Origin of the sequence: Micromonospora trifolii (assembly GCF_050516465.1) — a bacterium.
Lineage (GTDB): Bacteria > Actinomycetota > Actinomycetes > Mycobacteriales > Micromonosporaceae > Micromonospora > Micromonospora trifolii.
Genome location: NZ_CP191526.1, coordinates 5,146,662 through 5,161,539 on the forward strand (window position 1 = coordinate 5,146,662; position 14,878 = coordinate 5,161,539).

The 14,878-nt window shown below is 70.3% G+C and carries 12 protein-coding genes; 6 read left to right on the top strand and 6 right to left on the bottom strand.

Going from position 1 to position 14,878, the window contains the following annotated elements; all coding sequences use genetic code 11:
- Genes ACQRWP_RS23935 through ACQRWP_RS23945 form a run of 3 tightly spaced genes read right to left on the bottom strand, consistent with a single transcriptional unit; the run spans nt 1 to nt 2,724 of the window.
- A complete protein-coding gene (locus ACQRWP_RS23935; RefSeq protein WP_430497903.1) occupies nt 1-912 on the bottom strand; it encodes an ABC transporter ATP-binding protein in 912 nt (303 codons plus the stop codon).
- Nucleotides 912-1,817, bottom strand: coding sequence for an ABC transporter permease (locus tag ACQRWP_RS23940; protein WP_430497905.1), 906 nt, complete (start codon nt 1,815-1,817; stop codon nt 912-914). Before ACQRWP_RS23940 ends, ACQRWP_RS23935 begins: the two co-directional genes overlap by 1 nt.
- Complete coding sequence (locus tag ACQRWP_RS23945; RefSeq protein WP_430497907.1) at nt 1,810-2,724, bottom strand: ABC transporter ATP-binding protein; 915 nt, start codon at nt 2,722-2,724, stop codon at nt 1,810-1,812. Before ACQRWP_RS23945 ends, ACQRWP_RS23940 begins: the two co-directional genes overlap by 8 nt.
- A 239-nt stretch (nt 2,725-2,963) precedes the next feature.
- Between ACQRWP_RS23945 and ACQRWP_RS23950 the strand changes: the two genes are divergently transcribed.
- The 4 genes from ACQRWP_RS23950 (at nt 2,964) to galT (ending at nt 8,106) form a co-directional block, all read left to right on the top strand.
- Nucleotides 2,964-4,478 (top strand): glycosyltransferase family 2 protein, encoded by a 1,515-nt coding sequence (locus ACQRWP_RS23950; RefSeq protein WP_430497909.1) that lies wholly within the window; start codon nt 2,964-2,966, stop codon nt 4,476-4,478.
- Nucleotides 4,479-4,566: 88 nt separating this feature from the next.
- Nucleotides 4,567-6,096, top strand: a complete 1,530-nt coding sequence (gene cysC, locus ACQRWP_RS23955) for an adenylyl-sulfate kinase (protein ID WP_430497911.1) — start codon at nt 4,567-4,569, stop codon at nt 6,094-6,096.
- A 112-nt stretch (nt 6,097-6,208) separates the two neighbouring features.
- On the top strand, nt 6,209-7,033 hold the full coding sequence (locus ACQRWP_RS23960) for a DeoR/GlpR family DNA-binding transcription regulator (RefSeq protein WP_430497913.1): 825 nt from the start codon (nt 6,209-6,211) through the stop codon (nt 7,031-7,033).
- Nucleotides 7,030-8,106 carry a galactose-1-phosphate uridylyltransferase gene (galT, locus tag ACQRWP_RS23965; protein WP_430497915.1) on the top strand — a complete coding sequence of 359 codons (1,077 nt, stop codon included), beginning with the start codon at nt 7,030-7,032 and terminating at the stop codon, nt 8,104-8,106. Before ACQRWP_RS23960 ends, galT begins: the two co-directional genes overlap by 4 nt.
- Nucleotides 8,107-8,423: 317 nt before the next feature.
- Here the strand turns inward: galT and ACQRWP_RS23970 are convergent, their stop codons facing one another.
- Nucleotides 8,424-9,641 carry an NADP-dependent isocitrate dehydrogenase gene (locus ACQRWP_RS23970; protein ID WP_124773753.1) on the bottom strand — a complete coding sequence of 406 codons (1,218 nt, stop codon included), beginning with the start codon at nt 9,639-9,641 and terminating at the stop codon, nt 8,424-8,426.
- Between the two features lie 137 nt (nt 9,642-9,778).
- On the opposite strand from ACQRWP_RS23970, the gene ACQRWP_RS23975 reads away from it, so the two are divergent.
- The gene (locus ACQRWP_RS23975) at nt 9,779-10,591 is read left to right on the top strand and encodes an MBL fold metallo-hydrolase (RefSeq protein WP_430497918.1); all 813 of its coding nucleotides are present in this window, start codon (nt 9,779-9,781) and stop codon (nt 10,589-10,591) included.
- A 102-nt stretch (nt 10,592-10,693) separates the two neighbouring features.
- On the opposite strand, the gene ACQRWP_RS23980 is transcribed toward ACQRWP_RS23975, so the two are convergent.
- Together ACQRWP_RS23980 and ACQRWP_RS23985 are read right to left on the bottom strand one after the other, a co-directional pair.
- Nucleotides 10,694-11,644: a malate dehydrogenase gene (locus tag ACQRWP_RS23980; RefSeq protein ID WP_357207426.1), complete on the bottom strand. Its 951-nt coding sequence runs from the start codon at nt 11,642-11,644 to the stop codon at nt 10,694-10,696.
- Nucleotides 11,645-11,783: 139 nt separating this feature from the next.
- On the bottom strand, nt 11,784-12,644 hold the full coding sequence (locus ACQRWP_RS23985) for a bifunctional methylenetetrahydrofolate dehydrogenase/methenyltetrahydrofolate cyclohydrolase (RefSeq protein WP_238681668.1): 861 nt from the start codon (nt 12,642-12,644) through the stop codon (nt 11,784-11,786).
- 481 nt (nt 12,645-13,125) lie between these two features.
- Between ACQRWP_RS23985 and ACQRWP_RS23990 the strand changes: the two genes are divergently transcribed.
- A complete protein-coding gene (locus ACQRWP_RS23990) occupies nt 13,126-14,727 on the top strand; it encodes a peptide ABC transporter substrate-binding protein (RefSeq protein WP_430497921.1) in 1,602 nt (533 codons plus the stop codon).
- Nucleotides 14,728-14,878 lie beyond the last annotated feature (151 nt).

Genomic DNA, 14,878 nt, shown 5'->3' on the forward strand with positions numbered 1-14,878 from the left:
TCAGGCCTCCACCAGGTAGGAGAAGACGCTCTCCAGGGACTCGTCGGACGGCACCAACTGGCGCACCCGGATGCCTTTGTTCAGTGCGATCCGGGGTAGCGCCCGGGTGAACGCGCCGTAGTCACCGGCCCGCACGGTCAGGCCCGTGGGGTCCAACTCGACCCCGCTCACCGACGGCTCGGCGATCAGCGCGACGGCCAGCGCCCGGTCGTCGGTGGAACGCACCGCGAAGACGTGCGGGCGGTTGGTCATCAGTCGGCGGATGGTCCGGAAGTCGCCGGAGGCCGCCAAGCGCCCGGCCACCATCACCTGCACCGTGCCGGAGACCTGCTCGACCTCCTCCAGGATGTGCGAGCTGAACAGGATCGTCCGACCGGCGTCACCCAGGGTGTGCAGCAGCTGCATCATGTGCAGCCGCTGGCGCGGGTCCATGCCGTTGAACGGCTCGTCGAGCAACAGCACCTGCGGGTCGTGCACCAACGCCGCGGCAACCCGGGCCCGCTGCCGCATGCCCTTGGAGTACGTGCCGATCCGGCGGTCCTGCGCCGACTCCAGCTCCACCAGGTCGATCGCCCGTCGGGCCGCCGCCGCCGGATCGGCCAGCCGGTGCAGCTTCGCGCTGGCCAGCACGAACTCGTACGCGGTGAGGAAACCCTGCACCGCCTCCCGCTCACTGACCAGCCCCAGCCGCCGGTAGACGTCGGGGTTACGCCAGGTCGGCTCGTCGTCGAGGGTGACCGTGCCGCGCGACGGGGCGAGGAACCCGGCCATCATGTGCAGCAGCGTGGTCTTGCCGGCGCCGTTCGGGCCGAGCAGCCCGGTCACGCCCGGCCCCAGGGCCATGCTGATGTCGTTGACCGCGACCACGTTGCCGTACCACCGGGACACCCCGGTCAGGCTCAGCGTGCTCATCAGGAGGCGACCTTCCGGTAGCGAGCCAGCAGGAGGGCGGTCGCGCCGGCGACCAGCAGCACCGCGGCCAGGGCGTACACCGGGCCGAACCCGCCGATCATCATCTCGCCCGGATCGCCCTCGACCAGCAGGTCACCCAGCGACCAGATGCCCACCCCCTGCACCAGCGTGGAGGGCGAGGCGAGCCCGGCCAGCTCGTTGGCGGCGCGCGACGGCAGGATGCTCAGCACCCCGACGATCGGGGTGGTCATCAGGAAGACCGCCACCACCCCACCGGCGGCGAAGGCGCGCTTGCCGGTCAGCGAGGCGACCAGCAGCCCGACCGAGGCGAAGACCACCGCCCACAGCCCGGCGTAGAGCAGCCCGGGCAGCAGGTCGAGTAGCTCGTTCCACACCCCGCGCATGCCCTGCTTGGTGGTGAAGGCGGCACCCAGGAACATCAGCAGCTGCGGCCCGCCGAGCAGCAGCCAGAGGGCGGTGACCAGCGCCAGCAGCTTGGCCAGCGCGTAGTCGGCGCGCGGCAGCGGCCGGGAGAAATACAGCGGCAGCACGCCGCTGCGCAGGTCCCGAGAGACCAGCTCCGGAGCGACGACCGCGACGAAGAAGATGACAAGCCAGCTCATCGCGTCGGCGAACTGGGCGTACGTGGCGACCGGCTCGCCGATCTGGCTGCGTACCGCGGCCAGGGCCACCGCCACCAGGGAGACGATGCCGACCACCAGCCACGGGAAGATCTTGGCCTTGGCGCTGCGCCCGAAACCGAACGCGGTGCGCAGACCGTGCAGGTAGAGCGCGCCGAAGACCTGTCGGCGGCCCAGCCTCGGGCCCTCGTAGCGCTGGTAGCCGATGTCGTGGATGACGCCGGTCGGCGTGGGGCGCACGGCGGTGGTGGACGGCTCAGGCATGAGTGAGCTCCCTCGCGGCGAAGAGTTCGGCCACCCGGTGCCGGCGCTGGTCGAGTCGGTGCAGTGGCAGGTCCAGCTCGGCGACCGCACCGAGGATCAGGTCGTAGGTGCCGTCGTCGGCGAGCGGCACGAGGAGCAGTCGCCCGTCCCGCGCGACCGGCAGTTTCAGTTCGGCGAGTCGGGCGGCGAGTTCCTCGGTGCCCTCGCTGACCTCCACGGCGAGCACGTCGGTGGCCGTGGTCATCGCGGAGATGTTGTCGGCGCGCAGCAGCCGGCCGCCGTCGATGGCGATCAGCGTGTCGCAGATCCGCTCGACCTCGCCGAGCAGGTGCGAGCAGACCAGCACGGAGATGCCGAACTCGGTGCCGATCCGATGTACCAGGGCCAGCATGGCGTCGCGGCCGGCCGGGTCCAGGCCGTTGGTCGGCTCGTCCAGCAGCAGCAGGTCGGGGTCGTGCACCAGCGCCTGGGCCAGCTTGACGCGCTGCTTCATGCCGGTCGAGTAGCCCCCGACCGGACGGTAGCGCTCCTCGTAGAGCCCCACGTGCCGCAGCGCCTCCGAGGCCCGCTCGCGAGCCGCGGTGCGGGGCAGGCCGCTCATTCGGCCAAGATGGGTGACCAGTTCGGCGGCGGACAGGTCCGGTGGGAGGCAGTCGTGCTCCGGCATGTAGCCGACCCGGTTGCGGACAGCCGCCGGGTCTGCGGTCGGGTCGATGCCGAGCACCGAGACCTGACCGCTGGTTGGTGCGATCAGGCCGAGCAGAATCTTGATCAACGTGGATTTGCCGGCGCCGTTCGCGCCCACCAGGCCGATGATCCCGGGCTCGACGGCGACGGTGAGGTCGGCCAGCGCGGTGACCCGACCTCCGTACGTCTTGGTGAGCGACTGGGTCGCGATCAGTGTCACGCGCCCAGCGTAGGGAGTCGATGCCCAGCAGGGACACCGGCACGCCCCCGGCACTCCCCTGATCCTTTTCCCGCCGGACCCCTAAGGTCCCCCGCCGAGGCCCTCGCGACGTTTCCGCCGGTCCCGCGTTCGGCCCGACCCCGCCTTGGGAAAGACACATCCAAGGTGACACCATTCACCTCCCGTTCACCAGGCATCGACCCGCCCGGTGATCGACCGACGACGCGGGAGGGATCCTGATGGCCGAGGTGGGCGTCCCCAAGGTGAGCGTCGTGGTGCCGGCGTACAACTGCGGCCCGCACATCGAGAAGCTCGCCGCCTCGCTGCTGCGCCAGTCACTGCCCGCCGACGAATTCGAAGCGATCTTCGTCGATGACGGCTCGACCGACGACACCGCGGACCGGCTGGACCGGCTGGCCGCCGAGCACCCGCACATCAGGGTGTTGCACATCGAGAACTCCGGCTGGCCGTCGCGTCCGCGCAACCTCGGCATCGACCACGCCCGCGGCGAGTACGTCTTCTTCGCCGACGACGACGACTGGTTCGCCGACGAGGCGCTGGAGCGGCTCCACGCCTGCGCGAAGGCGAACGACGCCGACATCGTGGTGGGAAAGATGGCCGGGTACGGGCGCCCCGTGCCCCGGGAGTTGTTCCGCAAGAACCGCTTCGACGCCACCCTGGGCAACTCCCCACTGATCGACAGCCTGACCTGCCACAAGCTGTTCCGGCGGTCGTTCCTCAACGAGCACGGTCTGCGGTTCCCGGAGGGCGGCAAGCGTCGGCTGGAGGACCACTCGCTGGTCGTCCGGGCCTACTTCCTGTCCCGGCGCACCTCCGTGCTGTCCGACTACACCTGCTACCACCACGTCCAGCGGGGCGACGCGCGCAACGTCACCGCGGGCCAACTGGACCCGTCGAGCTACTACGCCAGCGTGCGGGAGGCGCTGGACGTCGTGGACGCCAACACCGAGCCGGGTCCGCTGCGGGATCGGCTGCACCGGCGTTGGCTGCGCAACGAGATGCTCAGCCGGCTGCGCGGAAAGCGGCTGCTGAACGCCCCCGAGGCATGGCTGGAGCAGGTCGCGCTCGAGATCCAGAAGATCATCCAGGACCGCTTCGCCCCTGGTGTCGCGGGCGGTCTGCCGCCCCTGCTCCGAGCCGTGGCGTACCTGGCGGAGCAGGGCCGCGTCGCGGACCTGCGCAGGCTTGCCCGCTGGGAGGCGGGCATCGCCGCACACGGCACGATCGACGAACTCCGGCGTGCCGACCACGCCGTCACGGTGACCGTCGCCGCCGAGCTGCGCGCCGCGGACCAGCCGGTCGGCTTCCGCGCCGACGACGGCCGCGACGTGCTGGTGCTCCCGATGGAGGAGATCGCCCCCGAGGTGCTCGACGCCACCGCGCAGGTGCGCAAGGCCCGCCTGGACCTGGTGGCCCGCCACCGGGAGACCGGCGCCGAGATATTTCTTCCGAACACCTTCGAGACCGAGCGGATCACCGGTACGACCGGAGCGGACACCGTCCACCTGGTGCACCGGGCCACCGCCACGATCGACTTCGCCGCCCTCAACGGCGGCCGGACCAGGGGCAGTTGGCTGCTCAAGGCCCGGATCACCAACGTGGGTTGGACCGAGGACGCGCGACTGCCGCTGGTGTTCATCTGCCGGGCCGATGGCTCGCGACCCCGGATCCGCGACGAGCGGAAGGTGTGGAACCGGGTGCGGTCGGCGATAGGCCGTCGGATCAAGCGCTGATCCGCCCGCGGGGGTCCTGGAGTGGCGCCCTCGACCGATGGGCGGTCGGCTGCGAAACTGTGTGCCGGTCAGCGAGTGGGGGGTGTGGATGAGCAACGGCTGGGTGCTGCCCGACGAGGTGCTACGGGACGCACCGGCGTACACGCCACGTCCCGGTGAGCTCGCGGATCTGGAGCTGCTGCTGACCGGCGCGTACGCCCCTCTGACCGGCTTCATGACCCGCGCCGACCTGGTCTCGGTCAGCCGACGCGCCCGGCTGGCCGACGGCACACCGTGGCAGGTGGCGGTCGTCCTCCAGGTGCCGGCCGCGCTGGCGCAGAGCTTCGATCCGCGCGACCCGGCCCGCCGGGCGCTCGTGCTGACCGACGGGGAGGGCGCCCCGGCGGCCGCCCTGGACGTGGCCGACGTCTGGCCGGTGCGCGAGGGCGTGGCGGGGGTGGGCGGCCAGGTTCGGCGGCTGGGCGACGGTGGGCACGGTCCGTTCCAGCGACTGCGGCGCAACCCGGACGAGGTCCGCGCGCTGCTGCCCCCGGGCCGGGTGCTCGGGGTGATCGCCGATCGGCCCCTGCATCGTCCACAGCTCGCCCAGATCGCCCACGCCGCCCGCACCCTGGCCGCTCATCTGCTCGTGATGATCCCGGTCGGCGAGGGCGGCGTCGACGGGCTCCCGCCGGAGGCGCTGGTCCGTACGATCTTCGCCGCGCGGGACCGGATGCCACCCGCCACCCTGGTCGCGGTGCCGCTGTCGCACCGACGCGAGGAGATCAGCGACGCGTTGCTGCGCGCCCGGGTCTCGGCCGCGTACGGGGTCACCCACCTGCTCTCCACCGGGGAGATGCTCTCCGGCGCCGGGCTGCGGGTGCTGGTGCCGCGCGAACTCGCCTACGACAACCGGGACGGGCAGTGGCGTTGGCGGGAGGACATCCCCCCGCGCAACCGCCGGCTCGCGCTGACCCAGCCGGAGATCGACGACCTGCTCGACCGGGGCTTCCCACTCCCGGAGTGGCACACCCCGCCCGCCGTGGCACGGGAGTTGGCCCGGGCCCGGCCGCCGCGGCGGCAGCGTGGGCTGGTGGTCTTCCTGACCGGTCTCTCCGGCTCCGGCAAGTCGACGATCGCCCGGGGGCTGGCGGACGCGTTGCGGGAGAGCGGCGACCGCACGGTGACCCTGCTCGACGGGGACGTGGTGCGCCGGGAACTCTCCGCCGGGCTGGGCTTCAGCAAGGCCGACCGGGATCTCAACGTCCGGCGGATCGGCTGGGTGGCCGCCGAGATCGCCCGACACCATGGGGTGGGCATCTGCTGCCCGATCGCCCCGTACGCGGCGGCCCGGGCCACCGCCCGGGAGATGACTCTCGCCGCCGGAGCGGGTTTCGTGCTGGTGCACGTTGCCACCCCGCTGGAGGTGTGCGAGCGGCGGGACCGCAAGGGCCTGTACGCGCGAGCGCGGGCCGGCCTGCTCACCGGGATGACCGGCATCGACGACCCGTACGAGGAGCCGACCGACGCCGATCTGGTGCTCGACACCACCGACCTGAGCGTGGCGGACGCGGTGCAGGTCGTGCTGCACCATCTGACCGAGACCGGCTGGGTGGAGCTGAAGATCGCCACCGCCTGACGCGTCGCCGTACCCGTTCCTTCCACCGCTGAGCGGCACGCGCTAGTGTTCATCTTTGTTGGAACACGTTTGACCGCGTGAGAGTACGTGGACGCCCGGGGAGGCACGGCGAATGCTCGCTCAGCAGCGGCAGGCGGCCATCCTGGAGCGGGTCCGCTCGACCGGCGGCGTCCGGGTCAGCGAGTTGGCAGGCGAGTTCGGCGTGTCCGACATGACCATCCGACGCGACCTCGATGCGCTGCACGAGCGCGGCCTGCTGGCCAAGGTGCACGGCGGCGCCACCACGACCGGGCCAAGCTCCACCGACGAGCCGGGCTTCCGCGCCAAGTCGGTCCGCCAACTGCCGGAGAAGGCCGCCATCGCCGACCGGGCGGCCCAGCTGGTCCGGCCGGGAGCGGCGGTCGCGCTCTCCGCCGGCACCACCACGGCCGAACTGGCCCGCCGACTGGTGGACGTGCCCGAGCTGACCGTGGTGACCAACTCGCTGCCGGTGGCCGAGATCATGCACGCCGGCGGCCGCCCGGACCAGACGGTGGTGCTCACCGGCGGCGTACGCACACCGTCGGACGCGCTGGTCGGCCCGCTCGCGGTCGGGGCAGTCCGGTCGCTGCACCTGGATCTGCTCTTCCTGGGCGTCCACGGCATCACCGAGCGGGCCGGCTTCACCACCCCGAACCTGATGGAGGCGGAGACCGATCGGGCGCTCGTGGCAGCGGCGGACCAACTGGTGGTGCTCGCCGACCACACCAAGTGGGGCACGGTCGGCATCTCCTCGATCGTCGCTTTGGCGGCGGCCCACGTACTGGTCAGCGACGACCGGTTGCCTCCAACCGCACGACGGGTAGTCGGCGAACAGGTGGGCGAACTGATCATGGTGAAGGCGACAGGGGCGGGCCGCGTGACGCGCACGCCGACAACTGAGGGGACGGCGCCGTGAAGCGCACCGCGATCGACCTGGCCGACGGCCGGGAGCTGATCTACTTCGACGAGCGCGACGACGCGGTCCGCGACCAGCCGGACCGCCGGGACCTGCCGCCGCCTCCCCCCGCGTCGCAACTGCGCTACGACCCGTTGACCGACGAGTGGGTGGCGGTCGCCGTGCACCGGCAGACCCGCACCTTCCTCCCACCGGCGAACGAGTGCCCCCTCGACCCGTCGGTGGGCGACCGGCTGACCGAGATCCCCGCACCCGACTACGACGTGGTGGTCTTCGAGAACCGGTTCCCGTCGCTGAGCGGTCGGGTGGCCGAGGAGCCCGGGGAGATCACCCCTTTCACACCGGTCCGGCCGGGCCTCGGCCGGTGCGAGGTGGTCTGCTTCACGTCGGATCACAACGCCTCCTTCGCCAGCCTGCCCCCGCGTCGGGTCCGCACCGTGCTGGACGCGCTCGCCGACCGCACCGAGGTGCTCGGCGCGCTACCCGGCGTCGAGCAGATCTTCTGCTTCGAGAACCGGGGCGTCGAGATCGGTGTCACGCTGCACCACCCGCACGGCCAGATCTACGCGTACCCCTTCGTGACGCCGCGCACCCGCGCGCTGCTGGCCGCGGCGCGCCGGCACGCCGAGCGAACCGGCGGGGGCAACCTGTACGCGGACGTGCTGGCCGCCGAGCGCGCCACCGGCGACCGGGTGGTCACGGAGAACGAACACTGGACGGTGTTCGTCCCGGCGGCCGCCCGCTGGCCGTTCGAGGTGCACATCGCGCCGCACCGCGTGGTGCCGGACATCCCGGCGCTCAACGACAGCGAACGGGACGCCTTCGGGCCGCTCTACCTGGACCTGCTGCGCCGCTTCGACGGCCTGTTCGACATGCCGATGCCGTACATCTCGGCCTGGCACCAGGCGCCCGTGCGGGTCGACCGCGAGCTGGGCCACCTGCACCTACAGCTGTTCAGCATCCGGCGGGCCAAGGACAAGCTGAAGTACCTGGCGGGCTCCGAGTCCGGGATGGGCGTCTTCATCAACGACATCGCCCCGGAACGCGCCGCCGACCTGCTGCGCGCCGTCTGAAAAACCTGCCGTGCGGGGAGCCTGAGCGCGGCGCGGCATGAGCTTGTCGGGAAACAGGGCGCGGGGGGCCCGGGACAGGGCCCCCCGCAGGGAAGGGACGGCTGGCTGTGCACGGCACAGCCGGGAAGGCTGGCTGATCGGCGCACGGGTGCCGCGGGTCGACCGTAGTCAACCTTCCTGGACGCGACTGGCATCTCGTCCATCCTGGTCAACGAGGCGCGCCGGCCGCAGTGACGCCGACCGGCGCGGCGGCGCCGGACACGCCGAAGCCCGCCGGCAGGGGTGCCGGCGGGCTCCGATGACGCGGTACGCCTGGATCAGGCAGCGATCTTGCGGGCCAGGTTCTCGTCGAGCGCGTTCATGAACTCGTCGGTGGTCAGCCACGGGGCGTCGCGCGAGATGAGCAGCGCGAGGTCCTTGGTCATCTGGCCGCCCTCGACGGTGTCGACGATGACCTGCTCCAGGGTGTTGGCGAACTCGGTGACCGCCGGGGTGCCGTCCAGCTTGCCCCGGTGGGCCAGGCCCCGGGTCCAGGCGTAGATCGACGCGATCGGGTTGGTCGAGGTCTTCTCGCCCTTCTGGTACTGCCGGTAGTGCCGGGTGACAGTGCCGTGCGCGGCCTCGGCCTCGACGGTCCGGCCGTCCGGGGAGAGCAGGACGGAGGTCATCAGACCCAGCGAGCCGAAGCCCTGCGCGACGGTGTCGGACTGCACGTCACCGTCGTAGTTCTTGCAGGCCCAGACGTAGCCGCCCTCCCACTTGAGCGCGGCGGCGACCATGTCGTCGATGAGCCGGTGCTCGTAGGTGATGCCGGCAGCGGCGAACTCGGCCTTGAACTCGGTCTCGAACACCTCGGCAAAGATGTCCTTGAACCGGCCGTCGTACGCCTTGAGGATGGTGTTCTTGGTGGACAGGTAGACCGGGTAGTTGCGGTCCAGTCCGTACCGGAACGACGCCCGGGCGAAGTCCCGGATCGACTCGTCGTAGTTGTACATGCCCATGGCGATGCCGCCGCCGGGGAAGTTGGCGACCTCCATCTCCATCGGCGCGCCGCCGTCAGCCGGCGTGTAGGTGATGGTCACCGTGCCCGGGCCGGGGACGACGAAGTCGGTGGCCTTGTACTGGTCACCGTGGGCGTGCCGGCCGATGATGATCGGCTTGGTCCAGCCGGGGACCAGCCGCGGCACGTTGGACATGATGATCGGCTCACGGAAGACGACGCCGCCGAGGATGTTGCGGATGGTGCCGTTGGGCGACCGCCACATCTTCTTCAGGCCGAACTCCTCGACCCGGGCCTCGTCCGGGGTGATGGTCGCGCACTTGACGCCGACGCCGTGCTCCTTGATGGCGTTGGCGGCGTCGATCGTGACCTGGTCGTCGGTCTCGTCGCGGTGCTGGATCGACAGGTCGTAGTAGTGCAGGTCGACGTCGAGGTAGGGCAGGATCAGCTGCTCCCGGATCTGCTTCCAGATGATCCGGGTCATCTCGTCGCCGTCGAGTTCTACGACCGGGTTGTTTACCTTGATCTTCGCCATCGACCGGCGCTCCTCTCGGGGGACACGTGCTCAAGCAGTACGAGCGTACTGCAATTGGGCCGGCAGCCCCCAGCCGGCCTCGACCGGCCGGCGAAACCGGGCTGCGCGGAACAGGAATGCCCTGGAATCATCGTCCGATGCCACTGAACCGCACCCTCGGGTCTATCACGGTCACCGCACTCACTGACGGTGAGGGTGCCTTCTTCCAGCCCCGCGCGGAGGCGTTTCCGCAGGCCACAGCGGCCCACTGGGCGGAGGCCGACCGGCGCGACCCCGATTCGGTGACCGCCGACGGGCAGTGGTGGCTACCGTTCCGCAGCTTCGCGATCCGCGCCGGCGACGGGCCGGTCACCCTGGTCGACGCCGGGATCGGCCCGGCCGACGCACCCGCCGCGAGCTGGGCGCCCGTGCCGGGGCGGCTGCCCGCCGAGTTGGCCGCCGCGGGCATCGACCCGGCCGATGTCGACACTGTCGTCCTGACCCACCTGCACAGCGACCACATCGGCTGGGCGGTCACCGGCACACCGGGACGGCCGTACTTCCCGAACGCGAGCTACCTGTTGCAGCGCGCCGAACTCGACGCGGCGGAGACACTCAACCCCGGGCTGCCGGCCGGCCTCATCGCGCCCTTGCGCGCCGCCGGCCAGCTCCGGGCGGTCGACGGCGAGACCGCCCTCACCCCGGCGGTACGTCTGCTGCCCACTCCCGGCCACACCCCGGGCCACCAGTCGGTGCTCCTGACCTCGGCAGACGAACGGATGCTGCTCACCGGGGACCTGCTGGTGCACATGGTGCAACTCGTCGACCCCGACCTGGCGTACGCCCACGAGGAAGACCCGGAACTAGCCCGCACCTCCCGGCGAACCGCCCTGCACACCCACTCCCCCACCGTCCTGGCCACCCCTCACCTCGGCACCCCCTTCACAACTCGCCGCCACAACTGGCAATAACTTCATGATCAACAGAAGCTCGCGGGGTGGGGTCGGGGTGGACGGGGAAGGGCGCGCCGGGGTTGCCGGCGCGCCCTTCGGTGGTGCGGTGGTTCGGGGGGACTACATGCTGGAGATGTCGCCCTGCTTGGCGCGGACGGCTTCGGCAGCCTCCAGGAGGCTGGCGCGCTCGTCGGCGTCCAGGTCGGTCTCGACGACCCGCTTGACGCCCTCAGCGCCGATCTCGGCCTCGACACCCAGGTAGACACCGGAGATGCCGTACTCGCCGTCGACCCAGGCGCAGACCGGCATGACCTCGCCGGAGTCCTCCGCGACGGCCTTTGCCATCCGGGCCGCGGCGGCGGACGGGGCGTAGTAGGCCGAACCGGTCTTGAGCAGCGCGACCACCTCGGCGCCACCGTTGCGGGTCTTGACGACCAGCTCCTCGATCTGCTCGGCCGGCATGGCGTCGCGCAGCGGCTTGCCGTTGACGGTGCTCTTCGACGGCACCGGGACCATGGTGTCGCCGTGCGAGCCCAGGGTCAGCGTGCGTACCGAGGCCACCGGCACCTTCAGCGCCTCGGCGACGAAGTTGCTGAACCGGGCGGTGTCGAGCATGCCAGCCTGGCCGAGCACCCGGTTCTTCGGGAACTGGGTGGCGAGCTGGGCCAGCGCGGTCATCTCGTCCAGCGGGTTGGAGACCACGATGACGACGGCGTTCGGGGCGTACTTGGCGACGTTCTCGGCGACCTGGCGGACGATCTTGGCGTTGGTTTCCAGCAGGTCCATCCGGCTCATGCCGGGCTTGCGCGGCAGACCAGCGGTGATCACGACGACGTCGGAGCCCTCGATGCTCTCGTAGCCCTCACCATTGGGGCCGGTGGTCACGCCGACCACCTTGGTCTCGAAGCCCTCGATGGCCCGGGACTGGTTGAGGTCGAGCGCGAGGCCCGCGGGCTTGCCCTCCACGATGTCGGTGATCACTACGGTGTCGAAGACGTCGTACTCGGCCAGGCGCTGTGCGGTGGTGGAGCCGTAGAAGCCAGCCCCGACGACAGTGACCTTCTTACCCATGGTCGTCCCACTCCCTGATACCAGTCGGTTTTCCGGACCGTATCAGTCATCCTGGCACCGATCAGGCCAGGGGCGGCGGCCATCGCCGGGATGGGGCGAACGTCACCGCAGTCCTGGTTCAGCGCTGCCGACGGGGGGGTCAGCCGCGCTCGGCGCGCTCGACGACATTGGTGAGCAGCATGGCCCGGGTCATCGGGCCCACGCCGCCGGGCATGGGGACCAGCGCGCCGGCCGTCTCGGCCACCTCCGGGGCCACGTCGCCGGTGTAGCGGCCCTTGCCGTCCGCGCCGATCACGCGGGTGATGCCGACATCCACCACCACCGCGCCAGGGTTGATCATGTCGGCGGTGAGCAGACCCGGTACGCCGGCCGCGACGATGACGATGTCGGCGGCCCGGGTGTGCGAGGCGAGGTCGAGGGTGCCGGTGTGGCAGAGGGTGACAGTGGCGTTCTCGCTGCGCCGGGTGAGCAGCAGGCCGAGCGGTCGGCCAACAGTGTTGCCGCGACCGACCACCGCGACGGTGGCCCCGCGCAGCGCCACGTCGTGCCGGCGGAGCAACTCGACGATGCCGCGCGGGGTGCACGGCAGCGGACCGTCGTAGCCGAGCACGAGGCGACCCAGGTTGACCGGGTGCAGGCCGTCGGCGTCCTTGTCCGGGTCGATCAACTCCAGCACCCGCTGGGTGTCGAGGTGGGCCGGCAGCGGCAGTTGAACGATGTAGCCGTGGCACGCCGGGTCGGCGTTCAGCTCGGCCAGCACGTCGTCGACCTGCTGTTGGGTGGCGTCGGCCGGCAGTTCGCGGCGGATCGAGGCGATGCCCACCTCGGCGCAGTCGCGGTGCTTGCCGTTGACGTACGCCTGGCTGCCCGGGTCCGCCCCGACCAGGACCGTGCCGAGCCCGGGGATGATGCCGCGTTCCGCGAGTGCCTTCACCCGGATGCGCAGCTCGTCCTTGATCTCCGCTGCGGTTGCCTTGCCGTCCAGAAGCGTCGCCGTCACGACCAGATCGTCTCACGGCCACCACCCGCGGATCAGACGACCTCGCTCGGGCCGTCCGCCGCCGCTGCGGTGGGGCGGCCACCGGACGGGCCGGGCCACGTTGGGGCGACCGCCGCTGGAGTGACAGTGCGTGAGGTGTCGCTCGTCACTCTCGGTCACAACTTGTGGATTCGATCACGATCGAACCAGACAGACCGGCCCGCCGCTACAGAGACGGGACGCTCACCCCAGAGGGCTTCGAGGCGGTCAGGCGGGCCCAACCACCTCGTGAACCATCGCGATTTCCGCAGGCCACCGTCGATGAACCCGGTTTTGCCTAGCAGATCTGCTCGCCCCCAACAAGGTAGGCAACCCCGGACCGTTACCCACCCGCAACCGCGTCGTTGTCGAAGGCCCGTCGCCGACCTACCGTTACCGCTTGTTGCGCAGCGTAACCCAGCGTCGGGCCTGACTGCGCAGCGTGAGGAGATGAGGAGGCTCAATGCGAGTTCGTAGACTCGCCGCCTGGACCGCCCTCCCGCTCGCGGTGACGCTGGGCCTCGCGGCCTGCGGCAGCGGCGGAGACGGTGGATCCGGTGGCAGCGACAGTTCGGTGGTCAGCATTCAGATCGCCGAGCCGAAGCACCTGGTTCCCACCAACACCACCGAGACGTCCGGGTCGCAGGTGCTCGCCGGCCTGTTCAGCCCGCTCGTCGACTACGACGCCCAGAACAAGCCGTACGAGGTCGCCGCGCAGTCGATCACCTCGTCCGACAACAAGGTCTGGACGATCAAGCTCAAGGACGGCTTCACCTTCCACAACGGTGAGAAGGTCACGTCCGAGGACTACATCAACGCGTGGAACTACGGCGCGTACGCCCCGAACGGCCAGGACAGCAACTACTTCTTCGAGAAGATCGCTGGCTACGCCGACCTCCAGGGCAAGGCGCCGAAGGCCAAGGAGATGTCCGGCCTGAAGAAGGTCGACGACCTCACCTTCACCGCGACGCTCTCCGAGCCGTACATCGACTTCAAGACGACGCTGGGCTACAACGCGTTCTTCCCGCTGCCGGACGCCGCGTTCTCGGCTCCGGGCGTGATCAAGGACTCCTACGAGCAGGCGCCGATCGGGCAGGGTCCCTTCAAGATGAAGGGCGCCTGGCAGCACGACAGCAAGATCGATGTCGAGCGCTACGACGCGTACCCGGGCGAGAAGCCCAAGGTCAAGAACGTCGAGTTCCGGATCTACCAGCAGCTCACCGCGGCCTACGCGGACGTCCTGGCGGACAACCTGGACGTGCTGCCCACGATCCCGACCGAGAGCCTGAGCACCGCGCCGAGCGACCTGGGCGACCGGTACAAGACCAGCCCGATGTCGTCGTTCCAGTTCCTCGCGTTCCCGACGTTCGACAAGGACTACAGCAGCCCGGACGTGCGCAAGGCCATCTCGATGGCGATCGACCGTGACGAGATCACCAAGTCGGTCTTCAAGGGTTCGCAGCAGTCGGCGCGTTCCTTCGTCTCGCCGGTCCTGCCGGGCTACCGGGAGAACACCGCGGGCAAGGCCGGCGAGTTCAACCCAACCGAGGCCAAGAAGCTCTACCAGGCCGCCGGTGGTCCGTCGAAGATCGTCATCTCGTACAACGGCGATGGCGGGCACAAGGACTGGGTCGACGCCACTGTCAACCAGCTCAAGGCCAACCTGGGCGTCGACGCGGTCGGCTCGGCCGAGCCGAAGTTCGCCGACCTGCTGACCAAGGTCGAGAAGAAGACGCCGGTGGGTGCGTTCCGGATGGGTTGGGTCATGGACTACCCGACCATGGAGGACTACCTCGGCCCGCTGTACAGCACGAACGGCTCGTCGAACTACTACGGCTACAGCAACCCGCAGTTCGACAAGCTGGTCAAGGAGGGTTCCGCCGCCAAGACGCAGGACGAGGCGATCGCCAAGTACCAGCAGGCGGAGGACATCCTGGCCAAGGAGATGCCGGTGATCCCGCTCCGCTTCGGCGAGAACGTGTTCGGCCACTCGTCCAAGGTCAAGAACGTGGAGATGGACCTGTTCCAGCGGGTCAACCTCGTCAAGATCGAAGCAGCCAGCTGAGCTGACCATGGTGCGGGCCACCCGGGCGACGAAGCCCGGGTGGCCCGGACCGCACCACCGAGGCCGGGCCGCAGCAGCGGACCCGGCGTCGGTGGTGCCGGCTCCCCCGGGCCGGACGGCACGTCTCGGATATTTCGGGTACGACCAGAGA